Genomic DNA, 25,488 nt, shown 5'->3' on the forward strand with positions numbered 1-25,488 from the left:
TCGCCTGGCGGTTCGAGGCGATCGGCACGCCGTGGCGCATCGACACGCGCGCGCCGCTCCCGGAGTCGGTCGCCACCGCGGCGTCGAGGCGAATCGACCGCTTCGATCGCGACTGGTCGAGGTTCCGGATGGACTCGCTCGTGCACCGGATCGCCACCGCCGCCGGGCGCTACCGCCTGCCCGCCGACGCCCCGCCGCTGATCGACCTCTACCGCGAGTTGTACGAGGCCACCGCCGGGCGGGTGTCGCCGCTCGTCGCCCGGCAGCTCGACCGGCTGGGCTACGGCGCGGGATCCGAGCTGCGCCTGGCGCCGGAGACGTCGGTGCCCGCCTGGGACGACGTGCTCACCTGGGACGGCGAGCACCTGGAGACGTCCGCGGGGGCGCTGCTGGATGTCGGCGCGGCCGGCAAGGGCTACCTCGTCGACCTGGTGGCCGAGCTGCTGGACCTCGCCAACATCGCCGAGTACCTGATCGACGCCAGCGGCGACCTGCGCGGCCGCGGCGACCTCGAGCTCCGCATCGCCCTGGAGCACCCCGCCGATCCGCGGCGAGCCGTCGGGATCGCCGAGCCCGGGAGTCGTGCGCTGTGTGCGAGCGCGACCAATCGGCGACGCTGGGCCGATGTGAACCACCACGTGCTCGATGCGATCACCGGCCTGCCGACCCCGCACGTCGTGGCCACCTGGGCCATTGCCAATTCTGCGCTCGTCGCCGACGGCGCCGCCACCGCGCTGTTCTTCGACGTCGACCCGGACTTCCTCCGGCGCCACCGCGTGGAACACGTCAGACTGTTCGCCGACGGACGCTTCGACGTCTCCGCCGACTTCCCCGGAGAGCTCTTCCTGTGATCACCCCCCTCGATCGACTTCTCGGCCACCTGACGACCTACCGGCTGGTGATCGTCAGCCTCGGTGTGCTCGTGGTCGCGGCGCTCGGTCTCGCCGCGTTCGGCGAACTCGCCTTCACCCCGCTCGAGCTGCTCGGCTCGCTCGCGGTGCTGCTCGTCGCCACCCACGCCGCCAACCTCGCCGCCGCCCGCATCGCGCGCGTGAGCCCGCACTACGACTCGTCGACGATCACTGCCCTGCTGGTGTTCTTCATCCTTCCGGCGAGCCTCGACCCGTGGGGCCTGGCGGCGAGCGCGGGCGCCGGAGTGATCGCCGCGTCCAGCAAGTACCTGCTGGCGGTGCGCGGGCGCCACCTGTTCAATCCCGCCGCGACGGGCGTCTTCATCGCCGGCGTGTTCGGACTCACGACCGCGACCTGGTGGGTGGGCACGCCGCCGATGCTGCCGCTCGTCGCGATCGCGGCGGCGCTCATTCTGTTCCGCACGCGCCATCTGCCCCTCGGCGCCGTTGCCGTGGCGGTCGCCACCGCGATCCTGCTGACCCGCTACGTCACCGCCGGCTCGGACCTCGGCACCGCGGTCGGATTCGCGCTCGCCTCGTCTCCCCTGATCTTCTTCGTCGGCTTCATGCTGAGCGAGCCGCTCACGCTGCCGCCGCGACGGCGCCAGCAGGTCCTCATCGGCGCGCTGGTCGCCGTGATTCTGAGCGTGCCCTTCTCGACGGGCTCACTCGAGCTCGGGGCGCTCACTCTCGGCCCGATCAGCTCGACGCCCGAGTTCGCGCTGATCGTCGGCAACGCCGTCTCGTTCCTGCTCGGCCAACGTCGCGGAATCCGCCTGGAGCTCGTGGCCAAGCGCCAGCTGACCCCGACGAGCTGGGAGTTCGAGCTGCGGCCCCTCGCGCCGGTGCGCTTCAGTGCGGGCCAGTTCATCGAGCTGGCTCTGCCGCATCGGCGGTCCGACGGTCGCGGCGACCGGCGGATGTTCAGCATCGCCTCCGCCGCGGACGATCGGCTCAAGATCGGCGTGCGCGTGACGCCGCCCGCCTCCAGCTTCAAGCAGCGCCTGCTCGCGCTCGAACCGGGCGCGCGCCTCGGCGCCACGTCGGTCGGCGGCGACTTCGTGCTGCCGCGCGACCCCGCTGCCCCGCTCCTGCTCGTCGCGGGCGGGATCGGCATCACGCCGTTCATCGGACACCTGGAGCAGTTGGCGACTCTCGGCCGGCAGCGCGGCGCCGCCCCGGACGTCGTCGTGGTCTACGCGGTCTCCGACAGCGCGGAGCTCGCCTACCTGCCCGAACTGGAGCGCAGCGGCGCCCGCGTCGTCATCGCCTCCCCCGACGAGCCCGTCGAGCTGCGGCCGGGGTGGAGCTGGATCGGCCCGGACCGCCTGAGCGCCGAGGCGATCCTGGCCGCCGTGCCCGACGCCCCCGCGCGCACCGCGTACCTGTCGGGCCCGCCGTCACTCGTGGGAGCCCTGCGACGCACTCTCCATCGCGCGGGCGTTCGACACCCGCGCACTGATGTGTTCCTGGGCTACTGACTTCTCGCGCCGTCCGGGGCGCAGCGCGCGCAGCGCCGCCAGAATGGCGACGAGGTCGACAACCTCCTGAAGTCCCGCCCCGACGATCGCGGGCAGCGAGCCGGTGAGCGCGAACAGCATGAGCCCAATGCTGATCGCGATGCCGATCCAGATGCTCTGGAGCGCGATCGAGACGGTGCGCTGGCCGATCGCGACCGCGCGAGCGACACCATTCAGGTCGTCGAGCAGCAGCACGATGTCGGCCGACTCGCTCGCGACGGTCGTGCCGCGGGCGCCCAGCGCGATGCCCACCTCGGCGACGGCGAGCACCGGCGCATCGTTGACCCCGTCCCCGGTCATCATCACGGGGCGCTCGGGAAGCTCGCGCAGGATCCGCACCTTGTCCTCGGGTCGGCACTCCGCGTGCACCTCGTCGATGCCCACCTCGGCGGCGATCGACTCGGCGGTATCGCTCACATCGCCGGTGACGACCAGGGTGCGCTGGATGCCGAGCGCCGACAGCGTGGCCAGCGTCTCCCGAGCCTCGGGTCGCGGCCGGTCGCGCAGAATAACGGCCCCCGCGAACGCGCCGTCGACGCCGACGTAGACGGCCGCCTCGCCAGGCTCGAGCGTCGCCCGCTCCATCCCTTCGACGCTCTCCGCCACGAAGGCGGGCTTGCCGACGAGGACCGTGCGGCCGTCGACGATCGCGCGAACCCCGGTCGTTGCGACCTCCTCCGCCTCGCCGACCGGCGGCTCGACGATGCCGCGCGCCGCGATCGCGGTGCGGAGCGCCTGCGCGAGCACGTGGCTGGAGGCGCGCTCGGCGGCGCCGACCAGTCCGAGGAGCTCGCGCTCGGAGAGATCGCCCGCGAGCTCGACGCGCACCAGCTCGGGCATCCCGCTCGTCAGCGTGCCGGTCTTGTCGAAGACGGCCGTGCGCACGCGGGCGAGGGTCTCCAGCGAGCTGGCGGACTTCATGACGATGCCCTCCTTGGCCGCCCGGCCCATGCCGCCCATGAACGCCACCGGGGCGGCGATCAGCAGCGGGCACGGGGTCGCGACGACGAGCACCTCGGCGAAGCGCACCGGGTCGCCCGAGATCGCCCAGCCGAGCGCGGCGAGCCCCAGGGAGACGATCGTGAACGGAACCGCGTAGCGGTCGGCGAGGCGCACCAGCGGCGCGGTGCTCGCGGTCGCCTCGCGCACCAGCGCGACGATCCGCTGGTACTGGCTGTCGGCGGCGAGCGACGTCGCCTCGATCTCGACGACGCCCGCGCCGTTGACGGCGCCGCTGGAGACCGCCTCGCCGCGCTGCCGATCGACCGGGAGGCTCTCCCCGGTGATCGACGACTCGTCGAAGGTCCCCGCGGCGCTGATCAGCACGCCGTCGACCGGGATCACCTCGGAGGGGCGCACCAGGATGCGATCCCCCACCCGCACGTCGTCGGCCGCGACGTCGACGAGAGAGTCGCCGTCGATCCGGTGAGCGATCTGCGGGCTGCGGTCGAGCAGCGCCTTGAGCTCCCGGTTCGCGCGTCCCGCGGCGAAGTCCTCGAGCGCCTCGCCCCCGGTGAGCATCAGCACCACGATCAGCGCGGCCCAGTACTCGCCCACGGCGATCGTGCTGACGATCGCGATGAGCGCGAGCAGGTCGAGTCCGAACTCGCGCCGCAGCAGGCTGCGCACCATGCTGATGCCTTCGCGCAGCGCCACCAGCCCCGCGAATCCGCCGACGAGCCACGGCACCGCCGCGCTCAGCGGTGTCGCCAGCAGGATCAGTCCGACCACGCCGACGCCGAGCGTGACGCCCACCAGCGGGTACCGGACGAAGAAGCCCACGACACGTCTCATGTGCCTTGCTTACGCCTGTTGTGGCCGGATTTCCAGTAAGCGGAGCCTGGCCTGACCAGCGGTTTCGCCCGGAGCGAGCACTCCGAGAGTTCGCCGAGAGTCGTTGGCACTCTCGGGGGGAGAGTGCTAAATTCTTCACAGTTGAGTCAGAGCGACTCAACTATTGAACTACCCCTAGGAGGACCGGATGACACTTCTCTTCGACCCTTTCCGTGAGCTGGACCGTGCGACCGAGCGGCTGCTCGACAGCCGTCAAGGGCCCCGGCTCATGCCCATGGACCTCTACCGCGACGGCGACCACTACGTGCTCACCGCCGACCTCCCGGGCGTCGACCCGGGCAGCGTCGACATGGACGTCGATGGCCAGCTGCTCACCATCCGCGCCGAGCGCACCCCGCGCTCGCAGGAGGGCGTCAAGTGGCTGACGCGCGAGCGTCCCGCCGGCAGCTTCCTGCGCCAGCTCAACCTCGGGCAGGGCATCGACACCGCCAAGATCTCGGCGAGCTACGAGAACGGCGTGCTGAGCGTGCTGATCCCGGTGGCCGAAGAGGCCAAGCCGCGCAAGATCGAGATCCAGGCGAAGCACTCGGGCAAGGCCGAGGTCAAGGCCTAAGGCGCCCACGTTCGCGGACCCGGATGCTCCCCCCGCATCCGGGTCCGTTCTCGTGCGAGCGGATCAGCCAGCCAGCGCCTCGACGATCGGGGTGCGCCCCGTGTTGAAGCGGATCGTGCGGTGGATCGTGCGCGGTTCGACCAGCGTCTGAGCGATCACCGCCGCGACATCGCCGCGGCTCACCGAACCCGCGCTCGGCGCCTCGGCGTCGATCTCGCCGGTCGGCTCATCGAGGGTCAGACCGCTCGGCGCGAGGATCGTCCACTCCAGCGCGCTCGCGCGCAGGAACTGGTCGGCGGTGGACTTGGCCTCGGCATAGGCGAAGAACGGGTTGTCGTCGGGAACGCCGTGATCGGGCCCGGCGCCGAAGTAGGAGACCATCACGAACCGGGCCACGCCCGCGGCGAGCGCCGCGTCCATCATCCGGATCGCCGCATCTCGGTCAACGGCGTAGGTGCGGTCCGGGTTGCCGCCGCCCGCCCCGGCCGACCAGACGACCGCGTCGTGCCCCCGGGCGAGGGCGGCCAGCTCGTCGACCTCCGCCGTCTCGACGTCGCAGACGACCGGCGTCGCACCGCGCGCCTCGACGTCGCTTGAGTGCTCGGGGTTGCGGATGACCGCCGAGACCGCGTCACCGCGCTCGGCCAGAATCGGGGCCAGCAGCAGCGCCACCTTGCCGTGGCCGCCGATCACCAGGATGCGTGCCATGAGAACCTCCGCGAATGGGTCGTCGACTCCGCCGCACGTCCGCGCCGCGGATGCCTCGACGCTACTCGGGTTCCCGGCGGACCGCCGGGGCGCGGCCTCGTTAACGGCGTCAGCGCCCGCGCAGAGGCACGGGCGCTGACGATGAGACCGTCGCGGGGCGACTTAGCCCAGGCGGGCCTTGAGGTTCTCGTCGAGCGTCGCGAGGAAGTCCTCGGTGGTCTGCCACTCCTGCTCGGGGCCGACCAGGAGCGCGAGGTCCTTCGTCATCTTGCCGCTCTCGACCGTCGTGATGACGACGTCTTCCAGCGTCTCGGCGAAGGTGATCAGCGCCTGGTTGCCGTCGAGCTTGCCGCGGTGCATGAGCCCCCGCGTCCACGCGAAGATCGAGGCGATCGGGTTGGTCGAGGTGGGCTTGCCCTGCTGGTGCTGGCGGTAGTGGCGCGTGACGGTGCCGTGCGCAGCCTCCGCCTCCACGATCTTGCCGTCGGGCGTGGTGAGCACGCTCGTCATCAGGCCGAGCGAGCCGAAGCCCTGCGCCACGGTGTCCGACTGCACGTCGCCGTCGTAGTTCTTGCAGGCCCAGACGTAGCCGCCCTCCCACTTCATGGCCGAGGCGACCATGTCGTCGATGAGGCGGTGCTCGTAGGTGATGCCGGCGGCCTCGAACTGCTCCTTGAACTCGGCGTCGTAGATCTCCTGGAAGATGTCCTTGAACCGGCCGTCGTAGGCCTTCAGGATCGTGTTCTTCGTCGAGAGGTAGACCGGGTACTTGCGGGCCAGGCCGTAGTTCAGCGAGGCGCGCGCGAAGTCGCGGATCGACGCATCCTGGTTGTACTGCACCTGCGCGATGCCGTCATCGGGCGCGTCGTAGACCTCGAACTTCATCGGCTCGGAGCCGTCTTCGGGGGTGAACTCGACCGTCAGCTTGCCCTTGCCCTTGAACACGAAGTCCGTGGCGCGGTACTGGTCGCCGAAGGCGTGACGGCCGATGATGATCGGCTTGTTCCAGCCGGGAACCAGTCGCGGGATGTTCGAGATGATGATCGGCTCGCGGAAGATCACGCCGCCGAGAATGTTGCGGATCGTGCCGTTGGGGCTGCGCCACATCTTCTTGAGGCCGAACTCCTCGACGCGCGCCTCGTCGGGCGTGATCGTCGCGCACTTCACGCCGACGCCGTGCTTCTGGATGGCGTGGGCGGCGTCGACCGTGACCTGGTCGTCGGTCGCGTCACGGTGCTCGATCCCGAGGTCGTAGTACTCGAGCTCAATGTCGAGGTAGGGGTGGATCAGGCGGTCCTTGATGAACTGCCAGATGATCCGCGTCATCTCGTCGCCGTCGAGTTCGACGACCTTGCCTTCGACCTTGATCTTGTCGACCACGCCGCGTCCTTTCGGGAGACTGTCTGGGGGCCGGATCCGGCCCATCACAGACTACCCGCTCTCAGAACTATCTCGACATCGAGAGATTCCACCGCGAATCGTCGCGGGGCGTTACCCTGTCGTTATGGCAGAGCTGAGACTGCACGACCTGACCGCCCAGACCATTGCGGCGGCGAACAGCCTCACGCTCAAGCCCGGTCAAGAGGCGTTCATCGAGCCGGAGACCTACACCGCCGCCGAAGACAAGCTCGACGCCTCCGGCTCCTGGCCCCGCGTCGTGCTCGACGAGAACGACCACGTGGTCGGCTACATCATGGGCGCCTTCGATGCCGACGCGAGCGAGGAATACCTGCGCGCTGCCCTGTGGCGCGTGCACGTCGCCGCCGAGGCGCAGGGCACGGGCGTCGGCCGGTTCGCGGTGAAGGCGTTCGCCGACGAGGCGCGCCAGCGCGGCTTCGACCACGTGACCGTCGTGTGGGCCAGCGGCGACGACGGCCCCGAGGAGTTCTTCAAGGCGGTCGGCTTCGAGATCATCGGCGAGACCCCGTACGGCGAGAAGCTCGGCGCGCTCAAGCTCTAGCCGTGCCTTCCCGAGCCGCCGCGTGACCCAGCCGCAGCCCGACTTCGCGTCGGCCGTGCTCGACCTGGTGGCCGACATCCCGGCCGGGCACGTCATGAGCTACGGCGACGTTGCCGCCGTGCTCGGCTCGCGTGCGGCGCGCGCGGTCGGAACCGTCATGGCCCGCTCCGGTGCCGACGTGCCCTGGTGGCGCGTCATCCGCTCCTCCGGCCATCCCGCGGTCGGGCACGAGGCGCGCGCCCTGGAGCACTTCCGCGCCGAGGGCACCCCGCTCATCTGGGCGGCCGACGGCAGCGCGTACCGTGTCGCGCCGTCCGCCCGCTGGTCGCCGCGCTAGACCAGCGAGTCGCGCCAGGCGGCGTGCAGCTTCGCGAAGCGCCCGGTGCCGCCGATCAGGTCGGCGGGTGCGCCGTCCTCCACGATGCGGCCGTGCTCCATCACCAGCACCCGGTCGGCGATCGCCACCGTCGACAGCCGGTGCGCGATGATGATCGCCGTGCGGTCAGCCAGCAGCGTCGTCAGCCCCTCCTGCACCAGCCGCTCGCTCGGGATGTCGAGCGAGGCGGTCGCCTCGTCGAGGATCAGCACCGCCGGGTTCGCCAGGAACGCGCGCGCGAACGACAGCAGCTGGCGCTGCCCCGCCGAGACGCGGCCGCCGCGCTTGTTCACGTCGGTGTCGTAGCCGTTCGGCAGCTCCTCGATGAACTCGTGCGCGCCGACGGCCTTCGCCGCCTGGATGATCTCGTCGAAGGTCGCGCCGGGCTTGCCGAGCGCGATGTTCTCGGCGACCGTGCCGCTGAACAGGTAGGCCTCCTGGGTCACCATCACGATCGCGCGGCGCAGATCCTTCGGATGCAGCCGGCGCAGGTCGACGCCGTCGAGCGTGATCTGACCCTCGCTCGGATCGTAGAAGCGCGCCACCAGCTTGGCGAGGGTCGACTTGCCCGCCCCGGTGGAGCCGACGAGCGCGATCGTCTGCCCCGCGGGGATGCGCAGGTCGAACTCGGGCAGGATGACCCGGTCGGCGCGGTAGGCGAAGCGCACCTTCTCGAAGTCGAGCTTGCCCTCGGCCTCCCACAGGTCGATGGGGTCCGTCGGATCCGGCACGCTAGGCCGCTCCTCGAGCACGCCGGAGATCTTCTCCAGCGCCGCCGCGGCCGACTGGTAGGAGTTGTAGAACATCGCCATCTCCTCCATCGGGTCGAAGAAGCGGCGCACGTACAGCAGCACCGCGAGCAGCGCGCCGACCGCCAGGCTGCCGTCGATCACCCGGAAGCCGCCGAACAGCAGCGCGACCGCGACCGCGACGTTGCCGATCAGCACCAGCCCCGGATCGAAGATGCCGAAGAGCTGGATGACGCGCGCGTTCGACTCGCGGTAGTCCTCGACGTGCGCGCCGAACTCGCGGGCGTTGCGCGGCTGCTTGCGGAACGCCTTCACCGCGCGGATGCCCGTCATCGTCTCGACGAAGTGCACGATCACCTTCGCCGAGGCGACTCGGGTGCGCCGGAACGCGCGCTGCGAGCGGGTCTGGAACCAGCGCGTGAGCAGCAGCAGCGGCGGCAACGACCCCGCCAGCACGAGCCCCGAGACGGGGTCGAGGATGACGAGGGCGGCCGCGATGAACACCATGTAGAGCACGCCGCGCACGAGGCCGTTGATGCCCGAGTCGAGCAGTTCGCGGATCGAGTCGAGGTCGCTTGTCTGGCGCGCGATGATGCGGCCCGAGGTGTAGCTCTCGTGGAACTCCAGGCTCAGCCGCTGCGCGTGCAGGTACACCCGACGGCGCAGGTCGAACAGGATCGCCTGGCTGATCCGCGCCGAGAGCACGGTGTACTGCGCGATGAGGATCGCGCCGATCAGCCCGGTGATCAGATACGCGGCCACGATGAGCAGCACGGGCATCCAGTCCTGGCTCTGAAGCAGCGCCGGCAGGCCCCGGTCGATGCCGAACGCGATCAGCGCGGGACCCGCGACCTGCGCGCCCGTGCTGACCACGACCACGAGCATCGTCAGCGCGACCCGCAGCTTCAGCGGGGCGAGCAGCGAGCCGAGCAGCCGCAGCGAGCGCTGGCGGATCTCGCGGGACTCCGCCTTGGTGTAGTCGTCGCGCTCCTCACCGGTGACACCGCTGACGCTCATCGCGCACCTCCCCCGGGGATCGTGATGGTGCCGGTCTCGGTCGAGATCGGCGCGGTCGTCGCGGGCACGATCTCGTCTGGCACGTCGCGTTCGCGGCCCGGCGGGATGTCGTCGTCGAGCGACGAGATGACGTAGCGGTAGTGCTCGTTGTGCGCCAGCAGCTCCGAGTGGGTGCCGACCGCCGTGACCCGCCCGTCCTGCAGCAGCGCGACCCGGTCGGCGAGCTGCACGGTCGAGGGCCGGTGCGCCACGATGAGCGCCGTGGTCGTCGCGAGCACGCGGCGCAGGCCCGCCTCGACGCGCGCCTCGGTGTCGACGTCGAGCGCCGAGAGCGGGTCGTCGAGCACGAGCACCGCCGGGGCGGCGGCGACCGCGCGGGCGAGCGCGAGTCGCTGACGCTGACCACCCGAGAGGCTGAGCCCCTCCTCGCCGATGAGCGTGCTGACGCCCTCGGGCAGCTCGTGCACGAAGTCGGCCTGCGCGATCTCGAGCGCCTCGGCAAGCACGGCATCGCCCTCGTCGCGTCGTGCGCCCTCGTCGAACTCGGGCCGCCCGAGCAGCACGTTGTCGCGCACCGAGGCCGAGAACAGGGTGGCGTCCTCGAAGCCCATCGCGATGTGGCGGCGCAGCTCGTCGCGGGTGAGGTCGCGGATGTCGACGCCGTCGAGCAGAATGCGTCCGCCGGTGACGTCGTACAGCCGGGTCGCGAGCGCGGTCAGCGTCGTCTTGCCGGAGCCGGTGAGCCCGACCAGCGCCATCGTCTCGCCGGGTTCGAGCTCGAGCCGGATGCCGTCGAGCAGGTCGCGGGCGCCGTCCGGCGCATCCTGATACCGGAAGTGCACGTCGTCGAAGACGAGCCGGCCGTGCGGCTCGGCGACCGTCGCGGGCGCCTCCGGGTCGGTGATGGTGTTCGTCTCGTCGAGCACCTCGAAGAGGCGGTCGACGGCGGTGCGGGTGTCGAAGGTCATCGACAGCAGGAAGCCGATCGACTCGATCGGGAAGCGGAGCACGGTCGCCGTGGCGAAGAAGGCGAACAGCTCGCCGACGCTCAGCTCGCCGATCGAGGCGAGCCACACGCCGCCGAGCAAGCACAGCGCGAAGGCGACATCGGGCACCAGCAGCAGCCAGAACCAGATGCCGGCGACCGCGCGCGCCTTCTCCAGCTCGGTGCCGCGCAGCTCCTCAGCCTGACGGGTGAACTTCTCAAGCGAGTACTTGCCGCGCCCGAACGCCTTCAGCACGCGGATGCCGTGCACGCTCTCCTCGACCGCGGTGGCCAGATCGCCCTGCTGATCCTGGCTGCGCCGCGCCACGATCGAGTACTTCTGCTCGAACAGGTAGCCGGTGATCCAGAGCGGGATCGACAGCACCAGGAACAGCACCCCGAGCATCCAGCTCCAGTAGATGAGCACGCCGAAGCCGATCACGATCGTGACCACGTTGACGACGAGCAGCACCAGGCCGAACGACAGCCAGCGGCGGATGTGCCCCAGGTCGCTCATCGCGCGCGAGAGCAGCTGTCCCGACTGCCAGCGGTCATGGAAGGCGACCGGCAGATCCTGCAGCTGCGCGTAGAGCGTGTTGCGCATGGTCGCCTCGACGTGGGTGCCGGGGGTCAGCACGAACCAGCGGCGCAGGGCGATGAACACCGCCTCGAGCACACCGAGGCCGAGCACGGCGAGCGCGGCCGGCCAGATCAGCCCCGGATCCCCCGCCGCCAGCGGGCCGTCGACCAGCCCCTGCAGCACGACCGGGATCACGAGCGCGACCACGCCGGCCAGCAGGGCGGCGGCGCCGCCGAGCCCGATCCGCGGGATGGCCGGGCGCACGAACGGCACCAGGCGCAGCAGCGTCGCGACGGTGCCGCGCGGGCGCGGAGTCACGGGGGACGAAGAAGGCATTGCAGTGGTCCTTAGGAGACGCCGACGCGTCAACATAGCTGAGAAGATGTCGCGGCCCGAGCGGGCAGCCTTCCAGAGTAGGCGCGCGACGCGCGCCCGGCAAGTGGTGCGGCGGTCTAGTGGAAGAAGTGCCGCTCGCCCGTGAAGTACATGGTGACGCCCGCGGCGTTCGCCGCCGCGATCGTCTCGTCGTCGCGCACCGAGCCGCCCGGCTGCACGATCGCGCGCACGCCCGCGTCGAGCAGGATCTGCGGACCGTCGGCGAACGGGAAGAACGCGTCGGAGGCGGCCACGCTGCCCGCGGCGCGCTCACCGGCGCGCTCCACGGCGAGCTTGCAGGAGTCCACCCGGTTGACCTGGCCCATGCCGACGCCGACGCTCGCGCCGTTCGTCGCCAGCAGGATGCCGTTGCTCTTGACGGCACGGCAGGCGCGCCAGGCGAAGTCCAGGTCGGCGAGGGTCGCCTCATCGGCCGCGGGGCCTGCGGCGAGGGTCCACTCGCTCGCGGGCGCGAACTGGGCGTCGACCTCCTGCACGAGCAGGCCGCCGGAGATCTGCTTCAACTCGGCGGGCTCGCGGCGGTAGTCGGCCGGCAGCTGCAGCAGGCGCAGGTTCTTCTTCGCCTGCAGCACCTCCAGAGCGCCGTCGTCGAAGCCGGGCGCGACGATCACCTCGGTGAAGATCGGGGCGATCGACTCGGCCGCCTCGCGGGTGATCGGCCGGTTGGAGGCGATCACGCCGCCGAAGGCCGACACCGGATCGCAGGCGTGCGCGAGCGCGTGAGCCTCGGCGATCGTCTCCGCCGTGGCGATCCCGCAGGGGTTCGCGTGCTTGATGATCGCGACGGTCGGCGTCTCGTGGTCGTAGGCGGCGCGCAGGGCGGCGTCGGCATCCACGTAGTTGTTGAACGACATCTCCTTGCCGCCGAGCTGGGTCGCCTGGGCGATGCCCGCCGAGTGGGCGACCGTGTACAGCGCGCCCGCCTGGTGGCTGTTCTCGCCGTAGCGCAGCGTCGCCGCACGCTCCGCCGACAGGGTGAACGTCGGCGCGAACTCGATCGCGGCGCTCGCGGCGGGCACGGTGCCGTCGGCGACCGCCTCCGCCTCCGCCAGCAGCGCGGTGCTCTCGAACCAGGCGGCCACGGCGGCGTCGTAGTCGGCGGTGTGCCGGAACGCCTCCCGGGCCAGCTCGAAGCGGGTGGCGAGCGTGGTGCCGCCGGAACGGACCGCCTCGACGAGGGCGGCGTAGCGGGCGGGGCTCGTGACGACGGCGACGTTGGCGTGGTTCTTGGCGCTCGCGCGCACCATCGCCGGGCCGCCGATGTCGATCTGCTCGACCACGGCGTTCGGCTCGGCGCCCGAGGCGACCGTCTCGCGGAACGGGTACAGGTTCACCACAACCAGCTCGAAGGGGGCGATGCCGAAGCTGGCCAGCTCCTTCTCGTGCCGCTCCAGGCGCAGGTCGGCGAGCAGGCCCGAGTGCACGGCGGGGTGCAGGGTGCGCACGCGGCCGTCGAGGTGCTCGGGGAATCCGGTGACGTCGCCGATCTGGGTGACGGGGAGTCCCGCATCCGCGATCGCCTTCGAGGTGCCGCCGGTCGAGACGATCTCGACGCCCGCCTCGACGAGCGCGCTCGCGAGCTCGACGAGACCCGTCTTGTCGCTCACGGCGATCAGCGCGCGCGTGATCGGGACGACGTCGCGGTCGCGGTACTCGGCGGGGTCGATGGCGGGGCCGGACATCACAGTTCCTTGAGGTCGATGTGCGAGTTGGCGATGTCGAGCACGACCTGCAGGAGCAGTTCGCGTTCGACCCGCTTGATGCGGTTGTGCAGGATCTCTTCCGTGTCGCCGGGCTGGATCGGCACGCGCTCCTGCGCGATCACGGGGCCGGAGTCGACGCCCTCGTCGACGACGATGACGCTCGCCCCGGTCTGGGTGGCGCCCGCGGCGAGCGCGTCGCGCACCGCGTGCGCGCCGGGGAACTCGGGCAGGTAGGCCGGATGCGTGTTGATCAGGTTGGGTGCCAGCGCGCGCACCGCGCTCGCGGGCAGCAGGCGCATGAAGCCGGAGAGGATCACCAGGTCGGCATCCCACTGGCGGATCTGCTCCACGAGCGCCTCACCCCACGCCTCGCGGTCGGGGTAGGCCTGGAACGGCACGACGAAGCTGGGGATCGCGTAGTGCTCGGCGTGCTCGAGGCCGTCGGCATCGCGGTCGGCGCCGATCGCGACGACCCGCGCCGGGAATTCGGCGTCGTCGCTGGCGTCGAGCAGGGCCCGGAGATTGGACCCGCCCCCCGAGATGAGGACGACGAGGCGGAGCACGCCCCCAGCCTACTCGCGCTCGCACGCGACGTCGCTCCGCGCCCGCTGCGCTCCCCTCCCTTTCGCGAGTGTGTCGTTTCTCCGGAGGTCCCCGCGGTCCCGCCGCCGAGTGTGTCGTTTCTCCGGAGGTTTTGGCGACGCAGCCCGGGATGCCGGGGAGGCATCCGCTCTCAGGCGCACTTTCTCCGGAGAAGCGACACACTCACGCGCGGGACGGACCCGCGCCGCGGGTCAGTCGCGGCGGCGGCGGTCGGCGACGAGGAAGCCGAGCCCGATCGCCACCGTGAACTCGATCAGCGCCACGATGCCGACGGTGAGAGCGTCGGGGCCGACCTCGGCCAGCCGCCCCGGGCCCGCCGAACCGCCGGAGGCGGCGGCGAGCCCCGCCATGACCAGCGCACCGAGGACTCCGGCGGCGAGCACGGTCGCCGTCAGCGACAGCACCCCGCGCACGGGCGCCGCCCGATCCTCGGCCGCGTCGCGGAGCATCCGCCGCCGCGCCGCGGCGCCGACCAGGAATGCGGCGACGACCGGCACGAGCAGGCCCAGGTAGCCGAACGCGCCGATCTCGGGCGGGATGGCTCCGAGGATCGGGAGCGCGGGGACCGGTCCGAGCACGGTTCCGAGCGGGGAGACCGCCGACCCCATCCCGACCGCGAAGCCGGGCCCGAGCAGCCAGCTGGCCGTCCAGATGACGAGGTTCGGCAGGATCGCGAACTCGGCGGCGGTGACGACCGCGCCGCCCAGCACCTCGCCGTGCAGCGACTCGTAGAGCCGGATCACCTCCGCGTAGCGCAGCAGCAGAGCCGCGGCGAACACGACGGCGGAGGCCGCGAGAGTCAGAGCGGCCGCACCGAGGCCCGCCCGCGCCGCACCGAGTGCTGCGGCGCGCAGGCTCGGGTCAATGCGCCCCACCCACCGCACCTCGGGTGCCGGGCGGCGCCGGGCGCGCTCGCGCAGCATCCCGAACGCGAGACCGAGGGCGTAGACCAGGGCGGGCAGGATCGCGGCCTGCACGAGCGAGGGCCGCGCATCGGGGTGCAGGCTCACCACCGTGAGGCCGAAGCTCAGGAGCGCGACGGCGAGGATCGCGCCGAGGGCGCCGAGCATCCGATGCCCCGCCTCGGCGATGCGATGTCCGGCGCGCGCCGCCAGCAGCGCCGTCAGGAGCGCGCCGCCGAGCAGCGAGATCGTCACCGGCACGGCGACCTCGGCTCCGGCGATGCCCAGCACGGATGCGGTCACCTCGTCGAGCCGGAACGTCACGTCGACACCGTGCCCGAGCAGCCACACGTCGAGGGCGCCGCGCCAGAAGACGAGCCAGTCGACGCCGAAGCCGAAGTAGGCCGCCCACAGGATCGTGAGCGGGACCAGCGGCAGCGCGATGCCGATCGCGACCGTGAGTGCCGCCTCGAACATCGAGAACAGGACGGTCAGGCGGCGGCTCACGGTGCGACCCTACCGCCGAGCCGCGGCCCGACCGGGGCGCCTCGCGCGCATCCCGCGTGCCGTCTCGTCGCGCAGCCGCTCGCGGCCCCGCCACCTCTCATCGCCCCGCCATTCGACGAAATGCAGGAGATTCTGCGCGGGCGAGGCCGCGGCTCCCCCTGTGCGCAGGGGAGAGCCTCCGCGACTCCTGCATTTCGTGAGGAGAGGGACGGCGGCGAGACCGCCGCCCGTCTCAGCACATCGGGTCGGCGGCGGGCACCTCGTCGCGCAGCAGGTACGCATCCACCGCGTCGTCGACGCACGAAACTCCCTGCGCGTAGATCGTGTGCCCCTCCCCCTCATAGGTGATGAGCACCCCGCTCGACAGCTGCTCGGCGAGCGAGACCGCGTTGGCGTACGGGGTCGCCGGGTCGTTGGTCGTGCCGATCACCAGGATGGGCGGCGCGCCCGCCGCGCTGAACGAGGTCGGCAGGTCGGCAACCGGCACCGGCCAATTCGAGCAGGCGACGTCGAGCACGGCGTAGTCGTCGTAAGCGAAATAGCGGCCGAGGATCGGCGCCCGGTCGTCGATGATCTCGACGCCCTCCAAGGGGGTCACCCCGTCGGTGCCGAGGTCGCCCTCGTTGCAGGTGACGGCGGTGTAGACCTCATTGCCGTTGCCGTCGTACCACCCGCCGTAGCGGCCGTAATAGGCGTCGGCGTTGTCGAAGGCGGGGTCCGGATCGCCGACGGCGAGCGCCGCGAACATCCCGGTCAGCGAGGGCCAGCTCCACTCCGAGTACAGCGTGTAGGCGATGCCGGTGCCGACCGTGGCGGAGTCGAGCTGTCGTCCGTCGCTTCCGACCAGTTCGAGGTCGTCGATGCTGTCGAGCAGGTCGCGCACCTGCAGCAGCCCGTTGTCGACGCTGCCGGTGAACGGGCAGTCGCCGTCGGACAGGCACCACGCCATGTAGGACGCCAGCGCACTGTCGAAGCCGGCCATCTGGGTGGCGAGCGCCTCGAGGTCGCTCACCTGCGGATCCACGGCCCCGTCGAGCACCATCCGCCCCACCTTCTCGGGGAACAGCTCCGCGTACACGGCGCCGAGGTAGGTGCCATAGGAGTAGCCGAGGTAGTTGAGGGCGCTGTCGCCGAGCAGCGCGCGGATCACATCCATGTCGCGCGCGACGCTCGCGGCGTCGAGGTGGCCGAGCAGCGGGCCGGTGTTCTCGAGGCACGCGTTCGCCCAGTCGAGCTCGCGCTCGGTGAGCTCATCGATCCACGCGGGCGTGCCGTAGTCGACGTCGTAGGTGCCGTAGAGCAGCTCGTCCTGGTCGGCGGGATCGGTGTAGCAGACGACGGGCGTCGAGCTGCCGACGCCGCGGGGGTCGAAGCCGATGACGTCGTAGCTGGCGAGCACATCGTTCGTGACGACGTAGGCGGCCGAGTTGACGACGAAGTCGAAGCCGGAGCCGCCGGGCCCGCCCGGGTTGATCAGCAGCGAACCGGTCGGCGTGCCGGGGGCGCTGTGCCGCGAGACGGCGATCTCGATCGTGGCGCCGCCCGGGTCGCTCCAGTCCAGCGGCACCGTCACTCGGGTCTCATCGACGCGGGTGTCGATGTACGACCAGGTCAGCTCCTGCGTGTAGTACTGCTCGAGCTCCGCCGCGACCTCCTCGCCGGTCGGCGTGTTGCCGCCGCTCGTGGTCTGGCCGCCGAACAGCGAGATGAGCGAGCATCCGCTCAAGACCATGCCGACGGCCGCCACCACGGCGGTAGCGGCGACGATGCGCGGTCGATACACGGGGCCTCCTCGCGGGCGGCGCGAGTCTCGCGCGGCCCGCGACCAGCCTAGGCGGGGTTCCCCGCTCAGCCGAGGACGGCTCGGGCCGCCTCGCGCGCCGCGGCCGGGCTGGACGCCCCCGCGGCGGCGTCCGCCAGCCGACGGCAATCGTCACGCGTCAGACCGCCGAGCTTCTGGGCGACGCGCGGAATCGCGCGCACCGACATCGACAGGGAGGTCACCCCGAGTCCGACGAGCACGGCGGCGAGCGCCGGGTCGGCCGCCGCCTCGCCGCAGACACCGACCGGCGTTCCGGTCGCCTCACCCGCGGACCCGACGGTGCGGATCAGACGGAGCACGGCCGGCTGCCATGGGTCGTTGAGCTCGGCCAGCTCGCCGAGCTGACGATCGGCGGCCATCGTGTACTGCGTGAGGTCGTTGGTGCCGAGGCTCACGAAGTCGACGACCTCGGCGAGCTCGGGCGCGCTGAGCGCCGCCGCCGGGGTCTCGATCATGATGCCCGCGCGCTCGATGCCGTGCTCGCGGCAGAGCGCCACGAAGGCGGCGGCCTCCTCGACGGTGGCGACCATGGGCGCCATCACCTGCACCTCGGCGCTCTCCTCGGCCGCGGCCTCGGCGATCGCCCGCAGCTGGTCGACGAGGATCTCGGGCCGGCGCCACGAGGTGCGCAGCCCCCGCACGCCGAGCGCCGGGTTCTCCTCCCCCGCCGCCGTCACGAACGGCAGCGGCTTGTCGGCGCCCGCGTCGAGGGTGCGCACGACGACCTTGCGGCCGGGGAACGCGGCGAACACCTCGCGGTAGGCGGTGCGCTGCTCCTCGACGCTGGGCGCCTCGGCGCGGTCGAGGAACAGGAACTCGCTGCGGAACAGTCCGATCCCTTCCGCCCGGCCCTCCGCCGCGGCGCGGGCGTCGGCGCCGCCGCCGACATTCGCCAGCAGGGCGACCGGATGCGCATCCGCCGTCGCGCCGACGCCGGAGAACTCGGGCACCGCGGCAGTCTCGCGCACACGCGCGACCTCCTCGGCATCCGGGTTGGGGCTCACCTCGCCGGTCTCGCCGTCGACCAGCACGAGCATTCCCTCGGGCAGGTCGAGGGCGCCGCGCGCGGCGACGACCGCGGGGATCCCGAGCGAGCGAGCGATGATCGCGGTGTGCGAGGTCGGCCCGCCTTCCTCGGTCACGAGCGCGAGGCAGGTGGCGGGGTCGAGCGTCGCGGTGTCGGCCGGGGCGAGGTCGCGCGCGACCAGGATGAAGGGCTCGTCGCGTTCCGGGATTCCCGGCACCGGCAGGTCGAGGAGCGTCGCGACGATGCGGTCGCGCACGTCGCGCACGTCGGCGACGCGTTCGGCGGTGCGACCGCCGAGCCCCGCGAGCATGTCGGCGAGGTCGCCGGCGGAAGCCCAGAGGGCGTTCGCGGAGGGGATGCCCGAGGTCTCGATCGCGGCGACCGCCGGGTCGATGAGTCCCGGGTCGGTCGCCATGAGCGCAGTGGCCTGCAGGATCTGCTGGGCCTCGCCCGAGGCGGCCTCGGAGCGCGCCGTGAGCTGCGACGCGATCTCGGTCGCGGCCTCCCGCAGTCGCGTCGCCTCGGCGGCGCGGGCGGATTCGGCAAGCGCCTCACCGCGCGCGGGTTCGGCGATCGGCGCCGCCACGTGCACGACGTGGCCGACGGCGCGGCCCGCGCTGACGCCGAGCGGTCCGGCGGCCCGGGCGGGCGCCGGTGCGGCGGCGGGCGGCGGCGCGTTCAGCTCGCCGAAGCCGTCGTCGACGAGCGTCTGGATGCGGTCGAGCACGGCAGCGGCGTCCGGTCCGGCGGCCGAGATCTCGATCTCGTCACCGCCGCGGCTTCCGAGCCCGATGAGGGCGGTGGGGCTCGCGGCGGCGACCGTCGCACCGGTGCGCAACAGGGCGAGGCGCGCGTTCTCGGCGCGGCCCGCCTCGGTGGCCACTAGCGCCGCGGGGCGGGCGTGCAGGCCGAGCGGGTTGCGGAGCGTCAGCCGTCGGGTGACGCGGTCCGATTCGGCCGCGCTGGGCGCCTCCGGCGCCGCCGCGGGGGCGGCGTCAACCTCCCCCAGCTGTCCGCTCTTCGGGGCGAGCGCGCCGCGGGCCTCGGCGGCGACCTCGGCGAGCGTGGCGCCTCCGGCGGCGCGCACCACGGCAGCGAGCAGGCCTTCGACGAAGGGGGCCGCCGACAGCGTCACCTCGACGTCGCTCATCCGCAGTTCGAGCGCCAGTTCGGCGCTCAGCACCGCGGAGCCGAGATCCATGAGCACCAGCACACCGTCGGTGTCAGCGAGCTCATCGATCGCCGTGGCGACCTTCATGGCGTCGGTTCCGATGATGGGGGTGCCGTCGGCATCCGTCCCGGCACCGGCGGCGAGCACCACGCGCGGCGCCCCGTTCGGCACCATCGCGAGGGCAAGTTCGAGGGCCGCCTCGGCCAGTTTCAGACTGTGCGAGACGACGACGAGGCCGATCATGTTCTAGCTCTCGAGTGTCTGTGCCAGGCAGCGCAGCAGGAGCGCGCTCGAGGCCGCGCCCGGGTCGAGGTGGCCAGCGCTGCGCTCCCCGAGGTAGCTCGCGCGCCCCTTGCGGGCGACGAGCGGCTCGGTGGCGTCGCGGCCTTTCTCCGCGGCGTCCGCCGCGGCACTCGCGGCCTCGGCCGGGGACCTGCCGTCGGCCAGCGCGGCGTCGAAGGCGTCGAGGGCGGGAGACAGCGCGTCGAACATCGTCTTGTCGCCGAGCTCCGCCTTGCCGCGCGCGACGATGCCGTCGAGCCCGGCCCGCAGGGCCGCCGCGAGCGCCGCACCGTCGAATTCGGTGACGGCGCCCGCGGTCATGCCCATCCGGAGGAAGAACGTGCCGTACAGCGGACCGCTCGCGCCGCCGACCGAGGTGACCAAGGTCATCCCGACGCTCTTGAAGAGCTCGTCAGCGGTGGCGGGAGCACCCTCGTCCAGCTTCGCCATGACTGCGGCGAAGCCGCGAGCCATGTTGGCCCCGTGGTCGGCATCGCCGATCGCGGAGTCGAGCTCGGTGAGATAGGCGCGCTGCTCCGTCACCTGAGTGCGGTAGTTCTCGAGCCATGCCACCAACTGGGCGAGGGGGACCGTGCTGTTCGTCATGTCAGTTCTTCCGTTTCCTTGCGTGTGTAACTCAGACGCCCCAGCGCAGGCCCGAGGTGTTGACGGGAGCATCCCACAACCCGAGCAGCTCGTCGTCTGCCTTGAGCACCGTCACCGAGCAGCCGGCCATGTCGAGCGAGGTGATGTAGTTGCCCACCAGGTTGCGGGCGATCTTCACCCCCGCCTTCTCGAGCAGCTTGGCGACCTCGCCGTACATCAGGTACAGCTCGATGAGCGGCGAGCCGCCCATGCCGTTGAGCATCACGATCGACGGTCCCGACGTGAAGTCGAGGTCGGCGAGGATCGGCTCGACGAGCTGCTGCGCGATCTCGTGCGCGCCAGCGAGCGGCACGCGGTGGCGTCCCGGCTCGCCGTGGATGCCCACGCCGATCTCCATCATGTCTTCCGGCAGGTCGAAGGTCGGCTTGCCGGCCGCGGGCACCGTGCAGCTCGTGAGCGCCATGCCCATCGAGCGGCCGGAGTCGTTGACCTTGTTGGCGAGGGCGAGAATCGACGCGAGGTCGCGTCCTTCCTCCGCCGCGGCACCGACGATCTTCTCGAGCAGGACGGTCACGCCGACGCCGCGGCGACCCGCGGTCCAGGTGGAGTCCTGCACCGCGACGTCGTCGTTGGTGACGATCGTCGCGACCTCGACGCCGGACTCCGCGGCAGCGAGCTCGCCCGCCATCTCGAAGTTCATGACGTCGCCGGTGTAGTTCTTCACGATGTGCAGCACGCCCGCTCCGCGGTCGGCGACCTTGGTCGCCTCCTGCATCTGGTCGGGCGTCGGCGAGGTGAAGACCTCACCGGCACAGGCCGCGTCGAGCATGCCGAGGCCGACGAATCCGCCGTGCAGCGGCTCGTGACCCGAACCGCCACCCGAGATGAGGGCGACCTTGCCGTCCGCCTTCGGGGTGGCGCGGTAGATGATGCGGTTGGTGTGGTCGACCTTCAGGTCGGCGTGGGCGGCCTCGACGCCGACGAGGGCGTCAGCGAGCACCGCTTCCGGAGCGTTGATCAGCTTCTTCATGCGTTGGACTTCTCTTCCGTGAGGGCGGTCTTCAGGCCGGTCTTGTCGGCCTGGGTCTTGGAGATGGCACCGAACAGGAGTGCGGCGACGATTCCGCCGAGCACCTCGGCGACGATGTACACCCAGTACTGCTCCCACGCGACGCTGCCGCCGAGGAGAGACTGCACGATCATCGGGCCAGTGGTGCGGGCCGGGTTGATCGAGGCGCCGGTCGCCGGGGCCACGGGAATGATCGCGGCGAAGACGACGAGGCCGATCGCGAGACCTGCCCACCCGGGCGCCGCCTTGCGGTGGATGACACCGAAGACCGCGAAGACGAGCAGGAACGTGCCGATGAACTCCGCGAACAGCGCCTGCGGCACCGACACGACCTCGGGGTTGAACGCGGCGACGCCGAGTCCGAGCTCACTGGCCCGCATGCCGAGCACGCCGACGATGGCGAACGCACCGGCGGTCGCACCGAGCACCTGGGCGATGAGGTAGCCGGGCACCGACTTCCACGGGAACTTGCCGGTGACGGCGAGACCGAGGGTCACGGCCGGGTTGATGTGGTTGCCGGAGATGTAGCCGAACACGTACACCGTGACGACAACGATCGTGGCGAAGGACAGCGAGATGAAGCCAAGGTCGCCACCCGTGAACGGTCCGTCCCCTCTCACCATCGCGAGCGCCGGCACGGAGCCGACGCCGACGAAAACGAGGAAGGCGGTGCCGAGGAACTCCGCGGCAAGCTTCTGCCACGTGCTGTTCTCATCCATATGTACTCCTTTGGACATGCGGTTTTCTCTCGATGCGGGGGATCCGCAGGCATTTCTTTTCGGAACGCCATTCGATAATGTCGAATATGCTCCGGTATTGAGGGTGTTGTCAACCCCCGGAGTGAACGGCAAGGGCGCCGACCGCGCCCATAATGGAGACCTTGTCGAAAGGGGTGGCGGTGATCCAAGCCATTGACCGCGCAGCAAAGGTGCTGAGCTCGTTGCAGGGCGCGCGGCACCTCGGCATCACCGAACTCGCCGCCGCGCTCGAGCTGCCGCCGTCAACCGTGCACGGCATCGTGAAGTCGCTGCAGCAGCACGGCCTGGTGGCGAAAGAGCGCGGCAGCAACCGCTACATGCTCGGCCCGGCGCTGCTGAAGCTGAGCAACGTCTACCTCGACACGCTCGACGTGCGCGCCCGCGCGATGCGCTGGACCCGCGAGCTCTCGCGGCGCACCGGGCTCGCCGTCCGACTCGGTGCCGAGCTGTTCGACGAGGTGATCGTCATCCACCACAACCGCCGACCCGACGGCAGCCAGCAGATGCTCGAGACCGGGCTCACCATCCCCGCGCACGCCTCGTCGATGGGAAAGATCCTGCTCGCCTACGACGCCGACTACGCGGCCGAGGTGCTCGGCAAGCCGCTGCGCAGCCTCACCGGCGACACGGTGACGGATGCCGCCAAGCTCTCGCTCGGGCTCGCTCAGATCGCCAGCCGCGGGCTCGCCACCGAAGAGGACGAAGCCGTGCTCGGCGAGTCGAGCGTCGCCGCCCCCGTCTCGGATGCCTCCGGCAATGTGGTCGCGGCGGTCGCCGTGGTCGTGCCGACGAGCGAATGGCCGCCGGAGGATCCGGTGCTCAACGATCTGCGCGAGACCGCGCGCAACATCTCGCGCGAGTTGGGCGCATCGACCTGGCCGCCGCGCGCCCCGAGCGGGGCCGCGCCGCAGCCGGACGACGACTAGGAGGGCTCGGCCGCGAGCGGTGACGGCGCGGGCGAGATCACCGAGTCGACGATCGCCTCGATAGCGAATTGCGTCGTCCGTCCGAGGTCGAGCGCCTCCGGATCCAGCAGCCACTGCACCTGCAGCCCGTCCATGACGGCGAGCACGCTCGCCGAGGCGAGTTCGATGGTGTCGCGCTCAGTGACGCCGTGCTCGGCGCACATGACCTCGAACGCGTGGGCGACCTCGGCGCGCAGCGTCTTGTAGCGGGTCTCGAAGAACTCGCGGCCGGGGTGGTCGTCGGTGACCGACTCGGCCGACAGCACCGCGTAGGCCTGGACAATGCCCGCACGATGCGCGTTGAGAAAGGCCGTCTGGACGAGGTGGCGGAACAGCTCCAACCCGTCGGGAATGTGCTGCTCTTCGAAGTGCGCGACGTCGGCCTGGTCGCGATGGCGAAGCACTTCGAGGAGCAGCCGGTCCTTGGAGCCGAAGTGGTGCAGGATCCCCGCGTGGGTCATTCCCACCTGGTCGGCGATCTCTTGGAGCGTGCCGCCGGTAAACCCTTTGCTGCCGAAGATATCGGCGGCGGCCTCGACGATGTCGCGCCGGCGCGCGAGGGTCTCGGGCCGTGAGCGCGGCTGTCGGCGCGGTGTCGACATGGTGTGCCACCCCCTCGTTCGCGTCCGGATTGAAGTCTATTCAGGACGCGCGTCGCTGGCGGCCCCGGAGCGCTTGATTAACTTACTTACTTGATTGTAAGGTAACTCGAAACTCGCCCGACAACGTGGTCGACCTTCGGAGTCGACCACCATCGAGCGATGACCCGCACGCTGTCGTGCACACATTCGAAGGAGAAAGCAATGAGGCTTAGAACAACTCTTGGCGTCATCGGAATCGCCGCAGCACTGGTCCTCACCGGCTGCACCGCGACCACCGATGGCGCATCCGGCGGCGGCGCGGCGCTCACGATCGCCAAGCCGGACGGCGCCATCACCACGGAGTCCCACAACCCGTACCTGGGAGATTCCTCCGCCTCGAAGTACGGCTACGCGAAGGTCATCTTCGAGCCGCTCGCCCTTGTGAACCCCACCGGCGACCTCAGCACCACGCCGTGGCTCGCCGAGTCTGTCGAGTGGAGCGACGACTACACGCAACTCACCGTCGTGCCCCGCAGCGGCGTCACCTGGAGCGACGGCACCGAGTTCAGCGGTGACGACATCCTGTTCACCTTCGATCTGTTCCTGAGCGGCAAGCTCGCCGACACCGGTGGCCTCAAGTACGAAGGCGCCACCGTCGACGGCGACGCCATCACGCTGACCTTCGCCGACTCCAAGTTCGTCTCGCAGGGCCGTGTGCTCCACACCCCGATCGTGCCCAAGCACATCTGGGAGAACATCGACGACCCCAACACCGACCCGCTGACCGGCGACGGGCTCGCGGTCGGCACCGGCCCGTACGTGCTCGACAACTGGTCGACCGAGTCGGTCACCCTCACCGCGAACCCCACCTACTGGGGCGGTGAGCTGGCGGTTCCGCAGCTGCACTACGTCTCGTACGGAGACAATGCGGCCCTCACGACCGCGCTCGTCTCGGGCGAGGCCGACTGGGCTCAGGCGTTCATCCCCCAGATCGAGTCGAGCTACCTGTCCGCCGACGAGGACAACCACTTCCTCGCCTCGCCGACGGCTGGCGCCGGCACGCTGTTCATGAACCTGCAGACGAAGCCGTTCAACGACCCCGCCCTGCGCGAAGCCCTCGCCTGGACGATCGACCGGCAGGCCTACGTCGACATCGCGCGCGAAGGCGCGAGCGAGGCAATCTGGAGCGTGACCGGACTCGGCGACCTGCTCGCCGGCGAGATCCTGCCCGAGTACAGCGGCCAGAACTACGAGGTCGACGTCGACAAGGCCCGCCAGATCCTCACCGACGCCGGCTACACCTGGAAGGACGAGCAGCTGATCGACCCCGATGGCGACGCCGTCTCGTTCTCCATCTCGGTCCCGGCCGGGTGGAGCGACTGGAACACCGAGCAGGCGCTCATCGCCGAAGAGCTCGGCCAGGGTCTCGGCATCGACGTGAAGGTCGACCAGCCGGACTGGGGCGGCTGGGACGCCGCCCGCCAGGAGGGCACCTTCCAGGCTATCATCCACTGGCTGGAGGACACCGGAAACGCGTACGGCCTGTACACCTCGACGATGGACACCAAGTGGATCGTCGACGACAAGGCCCAGTTCAACTTCGGTCGCTTCGATGACCCGGCGGTCACCGCCGCGCTGAACACGTACGCCAACGCGGCATCCGACGAGGAGCGCGCGGCCGCGCTGGCGGTCATGCAGACGGCGTTCGTCGAGAACGTGCCCGCCATTCCGCTGGGGTCGCATCCCCTGCTCGGCGAGTACAACACCCGCAACTACGTCGGGTTCCCGACGGAGTCCGACCAGTACGCGTCGGCCGACCCGACTCAGCCGGGGATCGTCCTGATCCTGTCGAAGCTGCAGCCGGCGAGCTGACCCCGAACCGT

The 25,488-nt window shown here is 70.9% G+C and carries 21 protein-coding genes and 1 pseudogene; 7 read left to right on the top strand and 15 right to left on the bottom strand.

Going from position 1 to position 25,488, the window contains the following annotated elements:
- Positions 1–38: 38 nt before the first annotated feature.
- Together ACR3ZA_RS06225 and ACR3ZA_RS06230 are read left to right on the top strand one after the other, a co-directional pair.
- Positions 39–851 carry an FAD:protein FMN transferase gene (locus ACR3ZA_RS06225; RefSeq protein WP_473662288.1) on the top strand — a complete coding sequence of 271 codons (813 nt, stop codon included), beginning with the start codon at positions 39–41 and terminating at the stop codon, positions 849–851.
- On the top strand, positions 848–2,392 hold the full coding sequence (locus ACR3ZA_RS06230) for a ferredoxin--NADP reductase (RefSeq protein ID WP_473661150.1): 1,545 nt from the start codon (positions 848–850) through the stop codon (positions 2,390–2,392). The genes ACR3ZA_RS06225 and ACR3ZA_RS06230 overlap by 4 nt, the downstream gene beginning before the upstream one ends.
- Here ACR3ZA_RS06230 and ACR3ZA_RS06235 read toward each other — a convergent pair.
- Positions 2,312–4,225, bottom strand: a complete 1,914-nt coding sequence (locus tag ACR3ZA_RS06235) for a heavy metal translocating P-type ATPase (RefSeq protein ID WP_473661151.1) — start codon at positions 4,223–4,225, stop codon at positions 2,312–2,314. The two genes, ACR3ZA_RS06230 and ACR3ZA_RS06235, sit on opposite strands and share 81 nt — an antisense overlap.
- Positions 4,226–4,412: 187 nt before the next feature.
- On the opposite strand from ACR3ZA_RS06235, the gene ACR3ZA_RS06240 reads away from it, so the two are divergent.
- On the top strand, positions 4,413–4,838 hold the full coding sequence (locus ACR3ZA_RS06240; protein ID WP_473551858.1) for an Hsp20/alpha crystallin family protein: 426 nt from the start codon (positions 4,413–4,415) through the stop codon (positions 4,836–4,838).
- 63 nt (positions 4,839–4,901) lie between these two features.
- Here ACR3ZA_RS06240 and ACR3ZA_RS06245 read toward each other — a convergent pair whose 3' ends face one another.
- Positions 4,902–5,546, bottom strand: coding sequence for an NAD(P)H-binding protein (locus ACR3ZA_RS06245; RefSeq protein ID WP_473661152.1), 645 nt, complete (start codon positions 5,544–5,546; stop codon positions 4,902–4,904).
- 162 nt (positions 5,547–5,708) lie between these two features.
- Entirely contained in the window at positions 5,709–6,872 is a 1,164-nt protein-coding gene (locus ACR3ZA_RS06250) for an NADP-dependent isocitrate dehydrogenase (RefSeq protein ID WP_473662289.1), read from the bottom strand.
- Between the two features lie 178 nt (positions 6,873–7,050).
- Between ACR3ZA_RS06250 and ACR3ZA_RS06255 the strand changes: the two genes are divergently transcribed.
- Together ACR3ZA_RS06255 and ACR3ZA_RS06260 are read left to right on the top strand one after the other, a co-directional pair.
- Complete coding sequence (locus ACR3ZA_RS06255; protein WP_473661153.1) at positions 7,051–7,506, top strand: GNAT family N-acetyltransferase; 456 nt, start codon at positions 7,051–7,053, stop codon at positions 7,504–7,506.
- Positions 7,507–7,528: 22 nt separating this feature from the next.
- Positions 7,529–7,843, top strand: a complete 315-nt coding sequence (locus ACR3ZA_RS06260; RefSeq protein ID WP_473661154.1) for an MGMT family protein — start codon at positions 7,529–7,531, stop codon at positions 7,841–7,843.
- Here the strand turns inward: ACR3ZA_RS06260 and ACR3ZA_RS06265 are convergent.
- The 11 genes and pseudogenes from ACR3ZA_RS06265 to ACR3ZA_RS06315 all read right to left on the bottom strand — a co-directional run bounded on the left by ACR3ZA_RS06265 (position 7,840) and on the right by ACR3ZA_RS06315 (position 22,020).
- A complete protein-coding gene (locus ACR3ZA_RS06265) occupies positions 7,840–9,648 on the bottom strand; it encodes an ABC transporter transmembrane domain-containing protein (RefSeq protein ID WP_473661155.1) in 1,809 nt (602 codons plus the stop codon). The genes ACR3ZA_RS06260 and ACR3ZA_RS06265 overlap by 4 nt on opposite strands.
- A complete protein-coding gene (locus ACR3ZA_RS06270; RefSeq protein WP_473661156.1) occupies positions 9,645–11,549 on the bottom strand; it encodes an ABC transporter transmembrane domain-containing protein in 1,905 nt (634 codons plus the stop codon). Before ACR3ZA_RS06270 ends, ACR3ZA_RS06265 begins: the two co-directional genes overlap by 4 nt.
- A 116-nt stretch (positions 11,550–11,665) precedes the next feature.
- Positions 11,666–13,291 (bottom strand): bifunctional phosphoribosylaminoimidazolecarboxamide formyltransferase/IMP cyclohydrolase, encoded by a 1,626-nt coding sequence (gene purH, locus ACR3ZA_RS06275; RefSeq protein WP_473661157.1) that lies wholly within the window; start codon positions 13,289–13,291, stop codon positions 11,666–11,668.
- Complete coding sequence (purN, locus tag ACR3ZA_RS06280; protein WP_473661158.1) at positions 13,291–13,875, bottom strand: phosphoribosylglycinamide formyltransferase; 585 nt, start codon at positions 13,873–13,875, stop codon at positions 13,291–13,293. The genes purH and purN overlap by 1 nt, the downstream gene beginning before the upstream one ends.
- 231 nt (positions 13,876–14,106) lie before the next feature.
- Positions 14,107–15,324 carry a cell division protein PerM gene (locus ACR3ZA_RS06285; RefSeq protein ID WP_473661159.1) on the bottom strand — a complete coding sequence of 406 codons (1,218 nt, stop codon included), beginning with the start codon at positions 15,322–15,324 and terminating at the stop codon, positions 14,107–14,109.
- A gap of 232 nt (positions 15,325–15,556) precedes the next feature.
- Positions 15,557–17,107 (bottom strand): alpha/beta fold hydrolase, encoded by a 1,551-nt coding sequence (locus tag ACR3ZA_RS06290; protein ID WP_473661160.1) that lies wholly within the window; start codon positions 17,105–17,107, stop codon positions 15,557–15,559.
- 65 nt (positions 17,108–17,172) lie between these two features.
- Entirely contained in the window at positions 17,173–18,855 is a 1,683-nt protein-coding gene (gene ptsP, locus ACR3ZA_RS06295) for a phosphoenolpyruvate--protein phosphotransferase (protein ID WP_473662290.1), read from the bottom strand.
- A 75-nt stretch (positions 18,856–18,930) separates the two neighbouring features.
- Positions 18,931–19,587: pseudogene (locus ACR3ZA_RS06300) on the bottom strand (PTS sugar transporter subunit IIA domain-containing protein); the annotation flags it as partial.
- A 3-nt stretch (positions 19,588–19,590) separates the two neighbouring features.
- Positions 19,591–20,232, bottom strand: a complete 642-nt coding sequence (gene dhaL, locus ACR3ZA_RS06305; RefSeq protein ID WP_473661161.1) for a dihydroxyacetone kinase subunit DhaL — start codon at positions 20,230–20,232, stop codon at positions 19,591–19,593.
- A 31-nt stretch (positions 20,233–20,263) separates the two neighbouring features.
- Positions 20,264–21,262 (bottom strand): dihydroxyacetone kinase subunit DhaK, encoded by a 999-nt coding sequence (dhaK, locus tag ACR3ZA_RS06310; protein WP_473661162.1) that lies wholly within the window; start codon positions 21,260–21,262, stop codon positions 20,264–20,266.
- The gene (locus ACR3ZA_RS06315; protein WP_473661163.1) at positions 21,259–22,020 is read right to left on the bottom strand and encodes an aquaporin; all 762 of its coding nucleotides are present in this window, start codon (positions 22,018–22,020) and stop codon (positions 21,259–21,261) included. The genes dhaK and ACR3ZA_RS06315 overlap by 4 nt, the downstream gene beginning before the upstream one ends.
- Before the next feature lie 179 nt (positions 22,021–22,199).
- Between ACR3ZA_RS06315 and ACR3ZA_RS06320 the strand changes: the two genes are divergently transcribed.
- Entirely contained in the window at positions 22,200–22,985 is a 786-nt protein-coding gene (locus tag ACR3ZA_RS06320) for an IclR family transcriptional regulator domain-containing protein (RefSeq protein WP_473661164.1), read from the top strand.
- On the opposite strand, the gene ACR3ZA_RS06325 is transcribed toward ACR3ZA_RS06320, so the two are convergent.
- Positions 22,982–23,626, bottom strand: coding sequence for a TetR family transcriptional regulator (locus tag ACR3ZA_RS06325; RefSeq protein ID WP_473661165.1), 645 nt, complete (start codon positions 23,624–23,626; stop codon positions 22,982–22,984). The two genes, ACR3ZA_RS06320 and ACR3ZA_RS06325, sit on opposite strands and share 4 nt — an antisense overlap.
- A 201-nt stretch (positions 23,627–23,827) precedes the next feature.
- Between ACR3ZA_RS06325 and ACR3ZA_RS06330 the strand changes: the two genes are divergently transcribed.
- The gene (locus ACR3ZA_RS06330; RefSeq protein WP_473661166.1) at positions 23,828–25,477 is read left to right on the top strand and encodes an ABC transporter substrate-binding protein; all 1,650 of its coding nucleotides are present in this window, start codon (positions 23,828–23,830) and stop codon (positions 25,475–25,477) included.
- Positions 25,478–25,488 lie beyond the last annotated feature (11 nt).

The sequence above is a fragment of the Herbiconiux sp. J20-20 genome, from assembly GCF_057365085.1.